Annotated in this window: 21 protein-coding genes; 10 read left to right on the forward strand and 11 right to left on the reverse strand. The window is 67.9% G+C overall.

All coding sequences use genetic code 11. From position 1 onward, the window contains the following. The first annotated feature begins 213 nt into the window (after window positions 1–213). Genes BLQ91_RS33060 through BLQ91_RS33075 form a run of 4 tightly spaced genes read left to right on the forward strand, consistent with a single transcriptional unit; the run spans window position 214 to window position 4,210 of the window. Window positions 214–1,236: a pectate lyase family protein gene (locus BLQ91_RS33060; protein ID WP_090103310.1), complete on the forward strand. Its 1,023-nt coding sequence runs from the start codon at window positions 214–216 to the stop codon at window positions 1,234–1,236. Window positions 1,237–1,249: 13 nt separating this feature from the next. Further along, on the forward strand, window positions 1,250–2,209 hold the full coding sequence (locus BLQ91_RS33065) for a pectate lyase family protein (protein WP_090103372.1): 960 nt from the start codon (window positions 1,250–1,252) through the stop codon (window positions 2,207–2,209). 19 nt (window positions 2,210–2,228) lie between these two features. Then, on the forward strand, window positions 2,229–3,221 hold the full coding sequence (locus tag BLQ91_RS33070) for a pectate lyase family protein (RefSeq protein WP_090103312.1): 993 nt from the start codon (window positions 2,229–2,231) through the stop codon (window positions 3,219–3,221). Beyond that, window positions 3,218–4,210, forward strand: coding sequence for a pectate lyase family protein (locus tag BLQ91_RS33075; protein ID WP_090103314.1), 993 nt, complete (start codon window positions 3,218–3,220; stop codon window positions 4,208–4,210). Before BLQ91_RS33070 ends, BLQ91_RS33075 begins: the two co-directional genes overlap by 4 nt. A 304-nt stretch (window positions 4,211–4,514) precedes the next feature. Here BLQ91_RS33075 and BLQ91_RS33085 read toward each other — a convergent pair whose 3' ends face one another. From BLQ91_RS33085 to BLQ91_RS33110, 6 genes are all read right to left on the reverse strand, one after another. Continuing rightward, complete coding sequence (locus BLQ91_RS33085; protein WP_218130494.1) at window positions 4,515–5,150, reverse strand: arsenate reductase ArsC; 636 nt, start codon at window positions 5,148–5,150, stop codon at window positions 4,515–4,517. Further along, the gene (locus BLQ91_RS33090; protein WP_090103321.1) at window positions 5,147–5,836 is read right to left on the reverse strand and encodes an arsenate reductase/protein-tyrosine-phosphatase family protein; all 690 of its coding nucleotides are present in this window, start codon (window positions 5,834–5,836) and stop codon (window positions 5,147–5,149) included. The genes BLQ91_RS33085 and BLQ91_RS33090 overlap by 4 nt, the downstream gene beginning before the upstream one ends. Window positions 5,837–5,934: 98 nt before the next feature. Beyond that, window positions 5,935–6,891 carry an ArsO family NAD(P)H-dependent flavin-containing monooxygenase gene (locus BLQ91_RS33095; protein WP_245734006.1) on the reverse strand — a complete coding sequence of 319 codons (957 nt, stop codon included), beginning with the start codon at window positions 6,889–6,891 and terminating at the stop codon, window positions 5,935–5,937. A gap of 4 nt (window positions 6,892–6,895) precedes the next feature. Continuing rightward, the gene (arsB, locus tag BLQ91_RS33100) at window positions 6,896–7,972 is read right to left on the reverse strand and encodes an ACR3 family arsenite efflux transporter (protein ID WP_090103323.1); all 1,077 of its coding nucleotides are present in this window, start codon (window positions 7,970–7,972) and stop codon (window positions 6,896–6,898) included. Next, window positions 7,969–8,262 (reverse strand): ArsR/SmtB family transcription factor, encoded by a 294-nt coding sequence (locus tag BLQ91_RS33105; RefSeq protein WP_245734008.1) that lies wholly within the window; start codon window positions 8,260–8,262, stop codon window positions 7,969–7,971. The genes arsB and BLQ91_RS33105 overlap by 4 nt, the downstream gene beginning before the upstream one ends. A gap of 54 nt (window positions 8,263–8,316) precedes the next feature. Further along, a complete protein-coding gene (locus BLQ91_RS33110) occupies window positions 8,317–8,676 on the reverse strand; it encodes an ArsR/SmtB family transcription factor (protein WP_090103328.1) in 360 nt (119 codons plus the stop codon). A 297-nt stretch (window positions 8,677–8,973) separates the two neighbouring features. Here BLQ91_RS33110 and BLQ91_RS33115 point away from each other — a divergent pair, with 297 nt between their 5' ends. Beyond that, the gene (locus tag BLQ91_RS33115; RefSeq protein ID WP_090103330.1) at window positions 8,974–9,375 is read left to right on the forward strand and encodes an arsenate-mycothiol transferase ArsC; all 402 of its coding nucleotides are present in this window, start codon (window positions 8,974–8,976) and stop codon (window positions 9,373–9,375) included. A 107-nt stretch (window positions 9,376–9,482) separates the two neighbouring features. On the opposite strand, the gene BLQ91_RS43065 is transcribed toward BLQ91_RS33115, so the two are convergent. The 3 genes from BLQ91_RS43065 to BLQ91_RS33125 all read right to left on the reverse strand — a co-directional run bounded on the left by BLQ91_RS43065 (window position 9,483) and on the right by BLQ91_RS33125 (window position 11,494). Next, window positions 9,483–9,836 (reverse strand): MFS transporter, encoded by a 354-nt coding sequence (locus BLQ91_RS43065; protein WP_245734009.1) that lies wholly within the window; start codon window positions 9,834–9,836, stop codon window positions 9,483–9,485. Between the two features lie 128 nt (window positions 9,837–9,964). Next, the gene (locus tag BLQ91_RS43070) at window positions 9,965–10,123 is read right to left on the reverse strand and encodes a hypothetical protein (protein WP_245734012.1); all 159 of its coding nucleotides are present in this window, start codon (window positions 10,121–10,123) and stop codon (window positions 9,965–9,967) included. Window positions 10,124–10,162: 39 nt separating this feature from the next. Beyond that, window positions 10,163–11,494 carry an FAD-dependent oxidoreductase gene (locus BLQ91_RS33125; protein ID WP_090103332.1) on the reverse strand — a complete coding sequence of 444 codons (1,332 nt, stop codon included), beginning with the start codon at window positions 11,492–11,494 and terminating at the stop codon, window positions 10,163–10,165. Between the two features lie 98 nt (window positions 11,495–11,592). On the opposite strand from BLQ91_RS33125, the gene BLQ91_RS33130 reads away from it, so the two are divergent. Beyond that, window positions 11,593–12,429, forward strand: a complete 837-nt coding sequence (locus BLQ91_RS33130) for a helix-turn-helix domain-containing GNAT family N-acetyltransferase (protein WP_090103334.1) — start codon at window positions 11,593–11,595, stop codon at window positions 12,427–12,429. A gap of 58 nt (window positions 12,430–12,487) precedes the next feature. Continuing rightward, window positions 12,488–13,504: a flavin-containing monooxygenase gene (locus tag BLQ91_RS33135; protein ID WP_090103376.1), complete on the forward strand. Its 1,017-nt coding sequence runs from the start codon at window positions 12,488–12,490 to the stop codon at window positions 13,502–13,504. Here BLQ91_RS33135 and BLQ91_RS33140 read toward each other — a convergent pair. After that, a complete protein-coding gene (locus BLQ91_RS33140; RefSeq protein ID WP_090103336.1) occupies window positions 13,497–14,009 on the reverse strand; it encodes a DinB family protein in 513 nt (170 codons plus the stop codon). The genes BLQ91_RS33135 and BLQ91_RS33140 overlap by 8 nt on opposite strands. A 117-nt stretch (window positions 14,010–14,126) precedes the next feature. Between BLQ91_RS33140 and BLQ91_RS42240 the strand changes: the two genes are divergently transcribed. From BLQ91_RS42240 to BLQ91_RS33160, 3 genes are read left to right on the forward strand one after another with little or no spacing between them, the layout of a single operon-like run. Beyond that, complete coding sequence (locus tag BLQ91_RS42240; protein ID WP_218130490.1) at window positions 14,127–14,840, forward strand: thioredoxin family protein; 714 nt, start codon at window positions 14,127–14,129, stop codon at window positions 14,838–14,840. Window positions 14,841–14,853: 13 nt separating this feature from the next. Beyond that, window positions 14,854–15,270 carry a MerR family transcriptional regulator gene (locus tag BLQ91_RS33155; RefSeq protein WP_090103338.1) on the forward strand — a complete coding sequence of 139 codons (417 nt, stop codon included), beginning with the start codon at window positions 14,854–14,856 and terminating at the stop codon, window positions 15,268–15,270. Further along, complete coding sequence (locus tag BLQ91_RS33160; protein ID WP_090103340.1) at window positions 15,267–15,572, forward strand: hypothetical protein; 306 nt, start codon at window positions 15,267–15,269, stop codon at window positions 15,570–15,572. The genes BLQ91_RS33155 and BLQ91_RS33160 overlap by 4 nt, the downstream gene beginning before the upstream one ends. A gap of 713 nt (window positions 15,573–16,285) precedes the next feature. Here BLQ91_RS33160 and BLQ91_RS33165 read toward each other — a convergent pair. Then, window positions 16,286–16,868 (reverse strand): class I SAM-dependent methyltransferase (locus BLQ91_RS33165; RefSeq protein ID WP_090103380.1); only part of this gene is annotated, 583 nt, incomplete at its 5' end.

A 16,868-nucleotide genomic window follows, 5' to 3' on the forward strand; every position in this document is an offset into this window, starting at 1 on the left:
TCGCCACTATTCTCCACAACCTCGAATTGATCGTCCGAAAGGACTATCCGAACACCGCTGAAAAGCAATCCATCAGACCACGTATGTGAACCGGTTCTCATATGTGACGGGACGTTGACACGCCCGAAACACGAGTCCTATGGTCCGAATCAGGAAAGTGATTTCCAAACGCCGCCGCCGTTGCGCAGCAGCATTCTCGAAAGGACCACCCAAATGCGGACGCACGTCGGGTACGAACGCGCCCTCGCACGGGTCGCGGTGGTGGTGGCCCTGGTGGCCACCGCGGTCGGAGCACCGCCCGCAATGGCAGCCGGGCCCGCCGCCGACGGGTTCGCCGGGGTGACCGCGCTGGGGCAGGGCGGGACCACCGGCGGGGCGGGGGGCGCGGTGGTCACGGCGACGACCACCGCGCAGTTCCTGGACTACATCGCTCGGCCTGAACCGCTGGTGGTGCAGGTCCGCGGCACTATCGTGCTGCCCACCGGCACCAGGGACGGGATGCACGACGTCGCTTCCGACAAGACGATCGCCGGTCTCGGCGGTGACGCACGACTGGTCGGCGGCGGGCTGAACATCGGGCTCCCGGTGGACGACGACGTGATCTCGCCGCCCGCGAACGCGGTGCACAACGTGATCATCCGGAACCTGTCGATCACCGGCGCCACCGATGACCTGATCAACGTGCAGATGTTCAGCCACCACATCTGGATCGACCACAACGACTTCTCCGACGGTGATGACGGAGCCGTCGACATCAAACGCGGGTCCGATTTCATCACCGTTTCCTGGAACAGGTTCCACGACCACGACAAGACGTTGTTGCTCGGGCACGACGACGACAACGCGGCGCAGGACGCGGGGCGTCTCAGGGTGACCTACCACCACAACTACTTCGACGGTTCCGATCAGCGCAACCCGCGAGTCCGCTTCGGCGAGTCGGTGCACGTCTACAACAACTACTACCGGGACAACAGCTACGGCGTCGCGTCGGCGATGAACGCGGGCGTGGTGCTGGAGGGCAACTACTTCTTCAGCGTCAACAACCCCGGCCGGGTCGACTTCAGCGGTGACCTCGGTCGGATGGTCGCCAGGGACAACGTCCTCGTCGAGTGCAACCACGAGATCGAGGTGCGCGGGTCCGTCGTCGAGCCGCGCACCTACTACGCCTACACACCGCACCGGGCCGTCGAGGTCCCGACCGTCGTGCCCGCCGGTGCGGGTGTCGGCCGAGTCTGAGGAGGACGGGCACATGAGCAGCATCAGCCGGCGGGCGCTCCTCGCGGGCGCCGCCGCGACCGCGCTGGCCACGACCACCAAGCCCGCGTGGGCGGCCCCGTTCGCCACCGCCGACGGTTTCGCCGGGGTGAACTCGCTCGGCCAGAACGGCACCACCGGCGGCGCGGGCGGGCCGGTCGTCACGGTGCGGGACGCGGAGGCGTTCCTGGACTACTGCGACCGCAACGAGCCGTACGTCATCCAGGTCGACGGGGTGATGCGGATCAGCAGCAAGCAGGGCGTGCGGTCGAACAAGACGATCATCGGGCAGGGGTCGACGGCCGAGATCACCGGTGGCGGCCTCGACCTGTACCGCAGGCAGAACGTGATCATCCGCAACCTCCGGTTCACCGGTGCGGACGACGACGCGATCAGCATCCAGCAGTCCTCGCACCACGTCTGGATCGACCACTGCGACTTCAGCGGCGGCGCCGACGGGCTGATCGACATCGTTCGCGGCGCCGACTACATCACCGTCTCGTGGAACCACTTCCACGACCACAGCAAGACCGCGCTGCTGGGCCACTCCGACTCCAACGCGGGCCAGGACACCGGCAAGCTCCGGGTGACGTTCCACCACAACTTCTTCGACGGCACCGCGCAACGACACCCGAGGGTCCGCTTCGGCGAGCCGGTCCACGTCTACAACAACTACTTCCGCAACAACACCCTCTACGGCGTCGCGTCGACCGAGAACGCGGGAGTCCTGGTCGAGGCCAACTACTTCGAGGACGTCCCCCACCCGATCTACTCCGGCTACGACGAGAGCGGGCCGGGGCGCGTGGTCGAGCGCGGCAACGTCTACGTCCGCTCCGGCATCCCCGAGACGCTCGGCACCGTGGTGGAGCCGCGCACCTACTACGCCTACACCCCCGACAGCGCCGCCAGCCTGCCCGGCACCGTTCCGGCGGGCGTCGGCGTCGGCCGGATCTGACCAGACGCGGAGGAGAACCATGAGCCCCATCAACCGACGGCGGCTGCTCGCGGGCACGGCGCTGACCGCCTTCGCCGCCACCGCGCCGCGCGCCGCGTGGGCCGGCCCGGCCGCCGACGCCGTGGCCGACGGCTTCGCGGGCGTGACCGCGCTGGGCCAGAACGGGACCACCGGCGGCGCGGGCGGCCAAGCCGTCACCGTGACGACCGCGGAGGCGCTGCGGGACTACGTCGGGCGCAAGGAGCCCTACGTCATCTCGGTGTCCGGTCGCATCGAGGTCGACGGCATGCTGACCGTCGTCGCGAACAAGACGATCTTCGGGATCGGCTCCACCGCCGAGATCACCGGCGGTGGGCTGCAACTGGGCTCGACCACCCGTCCCGGCAACAACGTGATCATCCGCAACCTGCGCTTCACCGACGCCTCGGACGACTCCATCAGCGTCACCAACTCCGCGCACCACGTGTGGATCGACCACTGCGACCTGTCGCGCGGCTTCGACGGCCTGCTCGACATCAAGCGGCAGTCCGACTACGTCACGGTGTCGTGGAACCACTTCCACGACCACAGCAAGGCCGCGCTGCTGGGCCACTCCGACAGCTACACCGCCGACCGCGGCAAGCTGCGCGTCACCTACCACCACAACTTCTTCGACCGCACCGACCAGCGGCACCCGCGCGTGCGGTTCGGCGAGCCCGTTCACGTCTACAACAACTACTACCGCGGCAACTCCCTCTACGGCGTGGCGTCCACAGAGGACGCCGGGGTGCTGGTCGAGGCCAACTACTTCGAGAACGTCGCCCACCCGGTCCTGTCCGGCTACGACAAGAGCGGACCGGGCCGCGTGGTGGAGCGCGGCAACGTCTACGTCGGCTCCGGTACACCGCAGACCCTGGGCACCGTCGTCGAACCCCGCACCTACTACGCCTACTCGCTCGACCACGCCGCCGACGTACCAGCGCTCGTCACCGCGGGCGCGGGCGTCGGCCGAGTCCAACGGAGGACTTCATGAGGAGAACAAGCGCTTTCGCGCTCGCCGCGGTGCTCGTCGGCGGTGCCACGCCGGTGGCCACCGCGCCCGCGTCCGCCGCCGAGGCCGCGCCCATCGGGTTCGCCTCGGTGACGGCACTCGGCCAGAGCGGGACCACCGGCGGCGCCGGAGGACCGGAGGTCACGGTCTCCACGGCGGCCGACTTCACCGCCGCCATCAAGGCCGACGGCCCGCGTGTGGTCCGCGTGCAGGGCATGATCACGTTGGCGGCCGGCATGTACGACGTCTCCTCGGACAAGACGGTCATCGGCGTCGGCGCGAACTCCGGCATCACCGGCGGCGGGCTGAACATCGGCCTGCCGGTCAGCTCGGTGACCACGCCCCCGGCGAACGCCGTGCACAACGTGATCATCCGCAACCTGGTGTTCCGCAACGCCAGCGACGACTCGATCAACGTGCAGATGTTCTCCCACCACGTCTGGATCGACCACAACGACCTGTCCAACGGCAAGGACGGCCTGATCGACATCAAGCGCGGGTCCAGCTACGTGACCGTGTCGTGGAACCACACCCACCACCACACCAAGAACATGCTGCTCGGCCACGACGACGGCAACGCCGCGCAGGACACCGGCCACCTCAAGGTGACCTACCACCACAACTTCTTCGACCGGACGCCGCAACGCAACCCGCGCACCCGCTTCGGCAACCCGGTCCACGTGTTCAACAACTACTACATCGCCAACAGCGACACGGGCGTCGCCTGCCAGAACAAGTCCGGCTGCTGGATCGAGGGCAACTACTTCGAGAACGTCGAGGAGCCCATGACGAACAGCTACGCGGGCCCGAAGGGCAGCATCGTCGAGCGGGACAACGTCTACGTCAACAGCGGCAAACCGGTGGTGGGCGGCAGCGTGGAGGATCCGCGCGGCTACTACGCCTACACCCTGGACACTCCGGCGAACGTGAAAACGCTGGTAACCCAGGGCGCGGGAACCGGCAAGATCTGAGCGGCGGCCAAGTCGTCCGGGGCGGACAGGATCGGGGAGTGCGACGTCGGCAGCTCCACGACCGTGGTTACACGGGCCGAGACGGCGTCGATCTCCTCGACGAAACGGCGCTGCAACGCGCGCAGGAAGACCCGGGCCAGACCCCGCATGAGAGGCTGCTGCAGAAGACCCCCACCCACGCCCGGGTTGTCAACGACCAGCGTCAGCAGCACAGCTGGGACTCGGCTACCGATGGCCGGGATCGGTTGGTGAGAACGACCAACCGAGGCGGGGACCGTCCGGTTCGGACGGTCCCCGCTCTCGTTCAGGCGTGAGCCGCGACGCCGAGCTCCGCGAGCAGGCCGCGGACCTGGCGTTCGATCTCGTCGCGCACGGGACGGACGTCCGCGACGTCCTTGCCGGCCGGGTCGTCGAGCGTCCAGTTGAGGTAGCGCTTGCCGGGGAACACCGGGCACGCGTCACCGCAGCCCATCGTCACGACCACGTCGGCCGCACGGACGATCTCGTCGGTCCACGGCTTGGGGAACTCGCGCGAGATGTCGATGCCTCGCTCACCCATCGCCGCGACGGCCGCCGGGTTGATCTCGTAGCCCGGCTCGGAGCCGCCGGACCAGGCCACCGCGCGGTCCTCGGCGAGGTGCTCGAAGAAGCCCAGTGCCATCTGGCTGCGCCCCGCGTTGTGCACGCACAGGAACAGCACGACCGGCTTGCCGTCGGTCACGTGCCCCTCGACCTTCGCCAGCGCGTGCAGCCTCTGCCGGGCGAACCGCTCAGCGAGCAGCGGCAGGAAGTTCGGAACGGTGCTGTGCGAGGCGAACTGGTCGTAGCTGGTGTGCAGGAACCGTTCGATGGTCTCGGTGCTGAAGACACCGTCGAACTGCCTCTGCAAGCGGGTGGCCGCGGTGGTCAGGGCGAGCTGCTGGTCGATGCTCAGGGTCAGCGGTCTTCTCCAGACTGGTGAACGACGGGGGCCAGCCGGTCGACCCGGTCGGCGATGTCACGAAAGGCGTGTTCGAAGGCGTCCTCGGTGCCGGCGCGGGCCGGGTCGGGAACCGACCAGTGCAGGCGGTCGAGGTGGCTGTCGAGCTGTTCGTGGGCGTTGTCGCAGACGGCGACCACGAGGTCATCGGGCCGCAGGACGTCTTCGACGTGTGCGGTGTGAACGCGTCCGAGCGGCAAGCCGTGCGCCTCGGCGGTCGCGACGGCGAGCGGGTGCACTCCGTCCGCGGGCATGGTGCCTGCGGATGCGGCAGGAACGGTGCTGTTCTTCTTCCACAGCGCCGCGGCGAGCTGCGAGCGCGCCGAGTTGTAGGTGCAGGCGAACACCACGCGCGGAGCGGTTCGTTGCCCGGCCGGACCGAGCCCGGTCAGTGCATCGGTCCGCAGTCGCAGGTAGTTGCGGCGCTGGTCGCCTTCCGAACGGCTTCGCTCGACCACGCCCGCCTGTTCGAGCAGCTTCACGTGGTGCGCCAGCAGGTTGCTGGGCAGGCCGAGTTCGCGACCGACCTCGCTGGGCGAGGCGTCGCCGAGGAGCAGCCGGTCGACGATCGCCAGCCGCGCGGGTTCACCGAGCACCGCGTGCAGCCGTGCCCGCTCCACCACCGAGGAAGACCACTCAACGTTCATTGCTGGTTGAGGCATTCTGCCGTGTCAAGGCCAGCCGAATGCGCTGTGAGATGAGTGGTGGCAAGGCAGGCGCGATCGACAGCCCGATGCTGAAGTGATCAGCTCAGCGAGCTGGCGATCTTCGCCACTGCCGCCTTCGCCGTGGGCCCGACTCCGATCAGGGTCGCGGATGCAGCCCCGGTCCAACCGCCGTACCCGAGCACGTGCAGACGTGGCTCACCCACGGCGGTTGTTCCATCCACGGCGACGCGACCGTGTTCATCACGCAGCCGCAGCGGCGCGAGGTGGCCGAGAACAGGCCGGAACCCGGTGCACCAGATCACGACGTCGGCGTTGGCGAGCAGGCCGGTGTCCATCGGAGTGGCCACTAGCAATCCGCTGTCGCGCGCCTCCCGGACCGGTGGCACCGCGACGATGTCTCCGAGTTCTCCGACTCCCCCGGCGCGGCGGCTGGCGATGTCGAAGAGCGCCTTGCCGTCGATCTCGTCCGGCAGGTACCGCGGCTCGCGACGGGTCATCCACGTGAGCGACGCGTGCGGTGCCAGGTCCGCCGCGATCTGTGCGCCGGAGTTGCCGCCGCCGACCACCACCACCTTCTGCCCGGCGAACTCAAGCGGGTCCCGGTAGTCGACGGTGTGCAGCTGGTGGCCGGGCAGGTCCATCAGCGGCCGGAACGGGCGCCACCACGTGCCGGTGGCACTGATCACGTGCCGCGCGGTCCACGTCCCGGCGTCGGCACGCACCAGCAGCCCGTAGTCGGCGCGGCTGACCGAGGTGACGTGGACCGACCGGTGCACGGGGACGTCGTAGCGCTTCTCGTACGCGGCGAGGTAGTCCACGACGTGCTGCGCGGTCGGGTAGCCGTCCGAGAACGACGGCATGGGCCAGCCGGGCAGTGAGCTGTGGCGAGCGATCGAGAACAGCCGCAGGGAGTTCCAGCCGTGCGGCCAGGCCCCACCGGGCGAGGGCTGGGCGTCCAGCACGACGTGGTCGACACCGGCGCGGCGCAGGTAGTAGGCGGCGGCCAGCCCTGCCTGGCCGCCACCGATCACCACGACGTCAGACTTCAGCGCGAGCCGCCCAGCGACGACGCAGCCACAGGCTGACGTACACGAGCCCGACCAGCACCGGCACCTCGATCAGCGGGCCGACGACCCCGGCGAGCGCCTGGCCGGAAGTCACACCGAACACGCCGATCGCGACGGCGATGGCGAGCTCGAAGTTGTTGCCCGCCGCGGTGAACGCGAGCGTCGTCGTGCGCTCGTAGGAGAGACCCGACGCCTTGCCCAGCGCGTACGAGCCGGCCCACATGATGGCGAAGTAGACCAGCAGCGGCAGCGCGATCCGGACGACGTCCAGCGGGTGGTTCGTGATGGTCTCGCCCTGCAGCGCGAACAGGATGACGATCGTGAACAGCAAGCCGTACAGCGCGATCGGACCGACGCGCGGCAGGTACTTGTTCTCGTACCAGTCCCGGCCCTTCGACCGCTCCCCCAGCTTGCGGCTCAGGTACCCGGCCAGCAGCGGGATGCCGAGGAAGATCAGCACGGACTTGGCGATCTCCCACGCGGAGAAGTCCACCGACGCGGTGTCGAGGCCCAGCCAGCCCGGCAGCAGGTCGAGGTAGAACCAGCCGAGCACTCCGAACATGATCACCTGGAACACCGAGTTCAGCGCCACCAGCACCGCGGCGGCCTCGCGGTCACCGCAGGCGAGGTCGTTCCAAATGATGACCATCGCGATGCAGCGCGCCAGGCCGACGATGATCAGGCCGGTGCGGTACTCGGGCAGGTCGGCCAGGAAGATCCAGGCCAGCGCGAACATCAGCGCAGGGCCGAGCAGCCAGTTCAGCGCCAGCGACAACACCATCGTGCGCTTGTCGCGCGTGACGGTGTCGAGCTTGTCGTAGCGGACCTTGGCCAGCACCGGGTACATCATCAGCAGCAGGCCCAGGGCGATCGGCAGCGACACCCCGTCGATCTTCACCGCCTCGAGCACGCCCTGCAGTCCCGGCACGAAGCTGCCGAGTGCGAGCCCGGCGACCATGGCGAGACCGATCCACGCCGGCAGCCACCGGTCCAGAAAGGACAGCCGATGCAGGACGTCCTGCTCCGCCGTCGGGTTGGTGGTGCTCAACAGGGCCTCCTGGCATCGGGGTCGGCGCGGTCGGCCAGCTCGGTCAAACTGCCCGCGATCCGCCGCAGGGCGTCGGGTCGCAGCCGGTAGTACGTGAAGCGTCCGCACGGCTCGGTGTCGACGAACCCGGCCTCGCGCAGCACTTTGAGGTGGTTCGACACGTTCGTCTGCTTGGCGCCGGTTTCCTCGACGAGGTGGCACGTGCACAGCGCCTCGCCGGACAGCAGCTCCAAGATCTTGGAGCGCAGCGGGTCGGCGAGAACCTTCAACACATCAGCATCGAGTGACATCAGTCGGGAATGATACATCAGCTCAGGCTGATGCGATGCACGGCCGGAGACAGGTCAGTCGCAGTGGGAAGCGGGCTCGTCGCGCAGCGGGCCGCCAGGGCGCAGGAGCTGTTCCATGGTGCCGAACACGTCGTGGTCGAGGCGGTACCAGCTCCACGTGCCGCGTCGTTCGCGCTGCAGCACACCGGCGTTGACCAGGATTTTCAAGTGATGGCTCAGTGAGGACTGGGGCATGTCGAACTTGTCGGCGAGGTCGCAGAAGCACGCCTCACCGGTAGCCGCCTGCCTCACGAGCACGACCAGCTGCACCCGGATGGGATCCGCGAGAGCTTTGAAGAGACGCGCGGCGGAAGCCGATTCGTCAGGCACCGCCACCAGCGCCTCCTTCCGCGCATCCAGGTCTGTCTTCGCCATGGTGACATGTTCATCAAACCTGATGAACGTCCGGTGACGTGCCCCCGCCGGCGGCACGTTGAACCGGTATCCGAGGCCGCGAACGACACGAATCCACGACGACATCGACCGCCGCGCCAGAAGCCTGCTGTCCGAACTGCGGGGCGACTGATGTCGAAGGCATTTGGTTCACCGCCTGCGGCGCACTCTTCGTAGGCGGCCCGTGCCTGTACGTGACGTGAGGAAGTCGTGCCACCAACCGTTCACCTGGATCGGGCATTATCGAACCAAGGAAATGCTCGCCAGGAGGAGATCGACGTGTCGAAGACCCCCGAAGTGCTGTTCGTCTGCGTGCACAACGCCGGTCGCTCCCAGATGGCCGCGGCACTGCTGCAGCACTACGGCATGGGCAGGATCGCGGTCCGTTCGGCCGGTTCGGCACCCGCCGAGAAGGTCAACCCGGCCGCTGCCGACGCGCTCGCCGAGTGGGGCCTGGACATCACCGCCGAGGTCCCCTCGAAGCTCACGACCGAGGACGTCGAAGCCTCCGACGTCGTGATCACCATGGGCTGCGGTGACACCTGCCCCGTCTTCCCCGGCAAGCGCTACCTCGACTGGCAGCTCGAGGACCCGGCGGGCCAGGGCGTCGACTCGGTCCGTCCGATCCGCGACGAGATCGACCGTCGCGTGCGCGGCCTGGTCGCCGAACTGCTCGACTGACGCGGGACGCCGGCGGTCGACAACGCGGCCGCCAGCACCCCGATCACTCCCAGCACCACGAACACCGCCGGGTATCCCCCGAGCCACGCCGCCATGACACTGCCCGCTCACGGCGCGATCGCCGCGGTGAACATCACCGGCACGGCGAGCAGTCCGCTCAACTGTCCGCAGTGGACAGCGCCCCGGCGGTCGGTGATCGCCGTTGCCTGCACGAGCGTGAAGATCCCGCGTGCGACGCCTGCGAGCACTGCGGACGGACGGTGCTCCGCCTCGTGCTCGATCTCCGGCCACGGCAACCGCAGCCCGAACAGGTGCAGCGGAATCGTCGTGACCGCAAGGGTTCCAGCCAGCACCAGGTAGGTCCCCCGCCAGTCCAGGTGCGTGTTGAGCACGACGGTCAACGGTGCGAACACCGTGCCGGCCAGGCCCGCCACCAACGTGAGCGCGGTCAGCGCCGACACCCGCCTCGCCCGTACCAGCGGGTGAGCGCGGCGAAGGCGGGCGTGTAGAACACCCCCGGCCATCGCGACACCGATCAGCAACTACGCGACCGCGAACCACGCCAACAACCGCGCGGTCGCGAGCATGATCAGCGCCGGCACGCGACGACCTGACTCGCCGAGAAGCCCGCGGTGATCGCTGCCTGCGGCCACCCGGTCTGCGAGCTTATCGTCGGCAGCAGCACGGGGAACGCGTAGTAGAGGATCCCCCAGCTGATGATCTCGGTAGTGCACAGCACGATCAACACGCGGCGCAGCCGGCGTCAGTGCCGGGATGCGCCGTCGTGTCAACGCGCACTGGCGGCGAGACCGATCGTCACGTCGACCGCCTCCGGAGCGCCGCAGCACCCACCCTCGTTCTTCTGCTCCTGCGGCGCGTCGAACACCCCGGCGCCACCGCACACCCCGGTCTCGGGCAGCACCAGTTCGACGCGCCCGGCCGCCTCGTGGTCGCCGGCGATCGCGGCCACGACAGACCTCGCCTGCTCGTACCCCGTGAGCGACAGGAACGTCGGCGCCCGTCCGTAGCTCTTCATGCCGACCAGGTAGACGTTCGGCTCGGGGTGGCGCAGCTCGGCCTCACCGTGCGGGTAGACGGTGCCGCACGAGTGCACGTTGGGGTCGATGAGCGGCGCGAGCTTCGTCGGCGCCTGCAGCACCGGGTCCAGGTCGAGCCGGACCTCTGAGAGCCACGACAGATCAGGACGGAACCCGGTCAGCACCACGATCTCGTCGATGCCCTCGACCTGGTGACCGTCGAACGACTCCAGCGTGAGGCTGCCGTCCGCCACGCGTTCGATCGCAGCGGTGCGGAACCCCGTGGCGGTCTCGACGTACCCGGCCTCAACAGCCTTCTTCGCCCGCAGACCCAACGCACCGCGCGCAGGCAGCTGATCAGCGTCGCCTCCGCCGAAGGCGTTGCCGACGGCACCGCGACGCAGCAGCCACACGATCTTCGTGCCGGGCTCCTGCTCCGCGAGTTCGGCCAGCGCGACCAGCGCGGTGAGAGCGGAGTGCCCACTGCCCGCGACCGCGATCCGCCTGCCCGCGTAGCGAGCGCGTTCGGCCACGAGGTCCGGCACCCGGTAGGTGATCTTCTCGGCAGCGCCCTGCTCCCCCACTGCGGGGAGCCCGTCTCCGCCCAGCGGGTTCGGCAAGCCCCACGTGCCGGAAGCGTCGATCACAGCGCGCGCCGTGATCCGCTCCTCGCCCTCGGCGCTCCGCACGTGCACGGTCAGCGGCTCGTCCTCGCGTCCGGCATCCACGATCCGGTCCCGCCCGCGCCGTGCCACGCCCACCACTCGCGCACCCAACCGCACCCGGTCACCCAGGACCTCGGCGAGCGGCCGCAGGTAGCTCTCCACCCACTCCCCACCGGTCGGGTAGCCGTCTCCGTCCGGACGCACCCAGCCGGCCTGCTTCAGCAGCCGCTCGGCCGCCGGGTCGACGAGCTCGCTCCACCGCGAGAACAGCCGAACGTGGTTCCACTGCGACACGGCCGCACCGGCGCGATCGCCCGCCTCCAGCACGAGCACCTGCTCGCCCCGTTCGACCAGGTTCGCCGCCGCGGACAAACCCGCAGGTCCGGCACCCACCACGACGACTGGAAACTCGCTCACCGCACACCCCTTGTATCGATGGATCTCAAATCAACACGGCAGACTCTATCGATCCGGATCGATTGACGCAACCATCGATCTGCGTCGATACTTCACCCATGACGACCACAGCGGCCGCGCCCGCCGTACTGCCCGGTGACGACGCCGCGACCTACGCCGACTGGTTCGCCTGCCTCGCCGAACCGACCCGCGTGCGACTGCTGCACGCCGTCGCCACCGCGGCACGCTCGATGACCGTCGGTGAACTGACCGAGTTGCTCGGCATCAGCCAGTCCACCTGCTCACACCACGTGCGCAAGCTCGTCGAGGTCGGCTTCCTGCGCCAGCACAAGGAAGGCACCGCGACGCACGTCAGCGTGAACCCGTCCTGCTGCACCGGCCTGCCCCACGCGGCCGACGTCGTCATGGGCGTGCTCGCACCGCGCCCGTGCTGCCCGGACAACCTCCCGGCAGACGTCGTGGTGCGTCCGTTGGAGATCTCGGACTGGAACGCCGTGCGCCGCATCTACGGTGAAGGCATCGCCACCGGTGACGCGACCTTCGAAACCGAGGTGCCCCTGCGCAGGGCGCTCGACGCCAAGTGGCTCCCGGACCACCGCTGGATCGCCGAGATCGACGGCCAGGTCGCAGGCTGGGCCGCCGTGACCGCCGTGTCCACGCGGGACTGCTACGCCGGTGTCGCCGAGACCTCCGTCTACGTGGGCGCGGACTTCCGAGGTCGCGGCGTCGGCAAAGCGTTGGTGCACAAGCAGGTCAACGCCGCCGACGAAAGCGGCCTCTGGACGTTGCAGACCTCGATCTTCCCCGAGAACCGCGCCAGCCTCGCCCTGCACCACTCTGCGGGCTTCCGCACCCTCGGCGTCCGCGAACGCATCGCGCAACACCACGGCGTGTGGCGCGACACCGTCTTCCTCGAACGCCGAACCGCCAACTAGTACCTGCCCAACCCACTCCTCCGTCGCCGTGCTCGGCGCCGGCTACTTCGAGGTGCCCATGAACAGCCACGACGCCATCGTCATCGGCGCCGGACAGTCCGGCCTCGCCACCGCCCACGCCCTTGCCGCACGAGGGCTTCACCCGCTCGTGCTCGAAGCAGGCGGCGACCCTGTCGGATCCTGGCCGCATTACTACGACAGCCTGACCTTGTTCTCGCCGGCCGGGTACAGCTCCCTGCCCGGCCTGCGGTTCCCCGGCGATCCCGAGCGCTATCCGCACCGCGACGAGGTCGTCGCCTACCTGAGCGCCTACGCCGAGCGCCTCAACGCTGACATCCGCACTGGCCGGCGCGTCACGCAAGTCGTGCACGACAACGAATATCGTGTGACCTCTGCTGACGGTGCGACCTACATCGCGCCGCTCGTCATCGCCGCGACCGGTGGGTTCGGCAACCCGCACCGACCAGCTCTGCCCGGTCTCGAGGAGTTCCCCGGCACCGTCCTGCACGCCGCGCAGTACCGCTCCCCCGAACCGTTCGAGGGCCAGCGCGTCATCGTGGTCGGCGCCGGAAACTCGGCCGTCCAAATCGCCGCGGAACTCGCTGAGCACGCTCACGTCACCCTCGCGACCCGCAAGCCCGTGAAGTTCTCCGCTCAACGCCCGTTCGGCCGCGACCTGCACTTCTGGCTCGACCGCACCCGCCTCGACCACCTCCCGATCGGCCCCTGGCTCCCCGACGGCTTCACCACTCCGGTGCTCGACACCGGCCGCTACCGCAGCGCACTCGACCGGCAACGCCCGGACCGCAGGCAGATGTTCACCGCCTTGGAGGGCTCGAAGGTCATCTGGCCGGATGAGCAGCGCGAACACATCGACACGATCATCCTGGCCACCGGCTATCGACCCGATCTGCCGTACCTGGACGAACTGGGCACCGAGCACCACCGAGGCGTCTCCCGCCTGCACCGCGGTCTTGGTTTCGTCGGCCTCGAATGGCAGCGCAGCCTTTCGTCCGCCACCTTGCGTGGCGTTGGCTGGGACGCCGCATACGTGGTGCGGCGCCTCCTCAGGTGAGCGAAAGCTGGTCGCGGTGGAAGTCGAAGTGCTGCACCGGGAAGCGGTACAGGTCCGCCAGTGTCATGAACTCGCGGAAACACGGGTCCCAGCGAGTCGGGTAGGGCATGCCCCGGGCAAGGCTGCTGTCGTCTTCACGGTCCAAACGCCGGTGCAACGCGGCGATGGTGCTGTCAGCCAAGGCCACCATGTACCTACGAGGCATGAGGCTGCCGCCGAGCCAGGAGCCTGCGAAGTTGACGACGTCGAACGGCTTGGCACCGGCGTCGAGCAGCCTCGCCCACGCACGCCCGGCCCAGCGAGGTAGTCGCGCCATGATCCGGGCCAGCGCCAGCAGCGCTCGCATGATCAAAAATCCGAGCAGCATGTGGAAGAGCAGCTGCCGGTTGTTCCAAAGCGTGCCGTTCGAGCGGCGTCGCAGCTCCTCATGGCCTGCACCGTCGAGCAACGCACGAAACGTCGCGCGTGCTCGTTCGAAGTCGTCGTGAACCGCCTGGGTGTCCACGTATCCAGTGTGCGCCGAAACAGCCGCTGTGACGCAGGTCTCGTTGAATTCGGTACCTGGGTACAGGCTTAGCGTTGCGGGTGTCGGTGCTGGATGAGGGCTTCGGAGGTGTGCGACATGGCGGTACTGGTCACCGATGCGACGTTCGAGCAGGAGGTAGAGCTTTCACCGGTACCTGTAGTCGTGGAGTTCTACGCGACGTGGTGCGGCAACTGCCGACGGATCGCCCCGGTCCTCGACGAGCTGGAGGCCGAGTTCGCACCGAACGTGCGGCTCGTGAAGGTCAACGCGGACGAGAATCCTCAGCTGGTGTCCAAGTTCGCGGTGGCGTCCACGCCGAGGTTGTTCGCGATCGTGGGCGGTGCCCAGGTGGCCACGGCCGTTGGTGCGCAGCCGGAGCCGACCCTGCGGGCCGTGTTCGAGGCCGCCGCAACTCTGATGGCGACCGAGCCGGGTACGGGGTGCGGCTGCGGGCCATCCCGCGGCTCGGCGACGAGCGCACCGGCCGTCGGGTGGGTGGACGCGGAGGCGTGCATCCTGCCGACCACCGATCAACCGATTCGGCTCGCCGAGTTCGATGCACTGTTCGCCTCATCGTTACGCGGGTTGCGTCGCGAGGAGCCGGGCTGGCTGCGCCTTCACCTGGCCGGCGGCGCCGACGTCGAAGCCGGCGCGCGGGATCTGACCGCGAGAGAGGCCGAGTGCTGCTCGTTCTTCGACTTCACCGTGAGTCGCGAAGGGGATGAGGTGATCGTCGACGTCCGGGTGCCCAGCGACAAGGAATTCGTACTCGACGGCCTGGCCGCCCAAGCCGAGGCAGCACGAGCATGAACGAAGAACAGCGATGAAGTCAGGCGAATTGGCGGCAGCAGCCGGAGTGAACGTCCAGACCCTGCGCTACTACGAGCGGCGAGGCCTTCTGCCCGAACCGCAGCGCTCACTGGGCGGCCACCGCGACTACGACGAGAACTCCGTCGCCCTGCTCCGCGTCGTCAAGACGGCCCAACGGCTCGGTTTCACCCTCGACGAGGTCGCCGAGCTCCTCGACACCGGTAGGCACCGCCACCCCACCCCCGACCTCCAGGCCCGCGCGCAGGCCAAGCTCGACGAGGTCGACCGCCGGCTGGAAGACCTGAACACGATCCGCCAGGAGCTCGTGAGGGTCATCGACGCCCGCTGCGACAGCCTGACCAACTGCACCTGCCGCGACTGCCCGATCCCCTTCATCGAGCTCACCGCCGTCACGAAAGGCCTCACATGAGCACCCCCGCCAAGCCCGGTGCCGGCGCGGTCCACCTCCCCGTCCACACCGAGAACAAGGCGTCAGGACCGCCGAAACGCAGCAAGGTCATCGCCTACCTCGCCGCGATCGCCTGCATCGGTTGCTGTGCACTGCCGTTGCTCATCCCGCTCGGGCTGCTCACCGGTGCCGGTGTCGCGGCGGCGACCACCGGCTTGCTCGTGGTGTCAGCGGTCCTCTTCGCGCTTGCGGGTCTGCTGTGGTTCGTCCACCACCGCCGCAAGTCCAAGCACGCCTGCCCTCAAGGCAGCTGCTCGTGCTGATGGGCACCAGACCGCGGCGACTCACCGCCCGGCACCATCAGCAAGGATGAGGCCGAAACGAACAGGGCTCAGCACACGCGCAACCCGGTGTCGCAGATGGAGAACCACCAGATTCCGATCTACATCGGCGGCATCCTCGGCGCACTGCTCTACGTGACGTTCCTGCAAGTGCCTGCACGTGAGCTCGTGCGATCACTGCGTGCGAGCCGTTCCCTGATCGCCGGTTCCCCATCCTCGAAGCCCTGGACGACCTCCTCGCGGTGGCCGCTGACCGAACGCTTCCGACGACGTTGGCGGCTGCCGACATGCGCGTGTTTTGATCAACGTCGCTGTTGCCGACGAACCGATGAGGTCGCTGGGGGACCATACGCGAGGAGCAGATTGGGAGCATCTGGGTGCGTTCAACCGCCCTGAACGGCATCCAACTGCCTCCAACAGACCCGCAGCAACCTGCAAGGGTTGCGTTTGTTCAGGTCAGCGCAATGTTCGGACCATGTTCACACAAAAGGAGTCCTCGGACCGACCTGAACTGCAGTCAAATTCCATGAATTGCAGGTCAACGGCCCTGAACGGGCGCGTACGGCGATCACGGCACAGCTGAGCACTTAGTACTTCCGGAAGTAGGGAACACGACCGGATCTGGTAGGCCTAACGCACGCTCATACTGTGAGCGAATGACTTAAACCGGCTTTCCGGGTAATTAAGCCCGATTTCTACAATTTGCTCGCCACCACCGTGTAGTTCTCGGCCTCAGGATTGAACGTGCTCATTTCCATCCGAAGTCCGACCTGGTGCAACTCGGCTTCGAGTTCGTCGTACCGGTAGGGCCAGCACGACAGCAGTTCCGAGTGGACAAGAACCGACCCAGCCGCATCAACTTGCGCGACCGCGATCTCGATGTGGTGCTCCTCCTCCCAAAGCGGTGCAATCTCCCAGCGGTAGACCACGACGGCATCGCGACCGTTCCGGCGGACGAGTCGGTCACGTATGTCCAGTCGGGAACCTCTGGCCCTCACCAGTTCCCACGTGCGGGAGGTGAGCACCAAGCGCCCGCCACGGCGCAGAAGCCGTGACATCGACTTCAGAGCAGCAACCCTGCCCCTCGCGCCCACGGCATGATGCAGCGAGTTGCCAACGCAGAACACCATGTCGAAGGTGACGTCATCAAAATGGTCGGGCAACTCTTCCCAGTCCGCCCGCACTGTCCGGACAGATGCACCGAACTCCTCAGACAACTCCGCAGTCCGACGAACCATCGCTTCGCTGGCATCAGTCGCGACAACCTGGATGCCAAGA

The sequence above is a fragment of the Lentzea jiangxiensis genome (genome assembly GCF_900104175.1).
Taxonomy (GTDB): domain Bacteria; phylum Actinomycetota; class Actinomycetes; order Mycobacteriales; family Pseudonocardiaceae; genus Lentzea; species Lentzea jiangxiensis.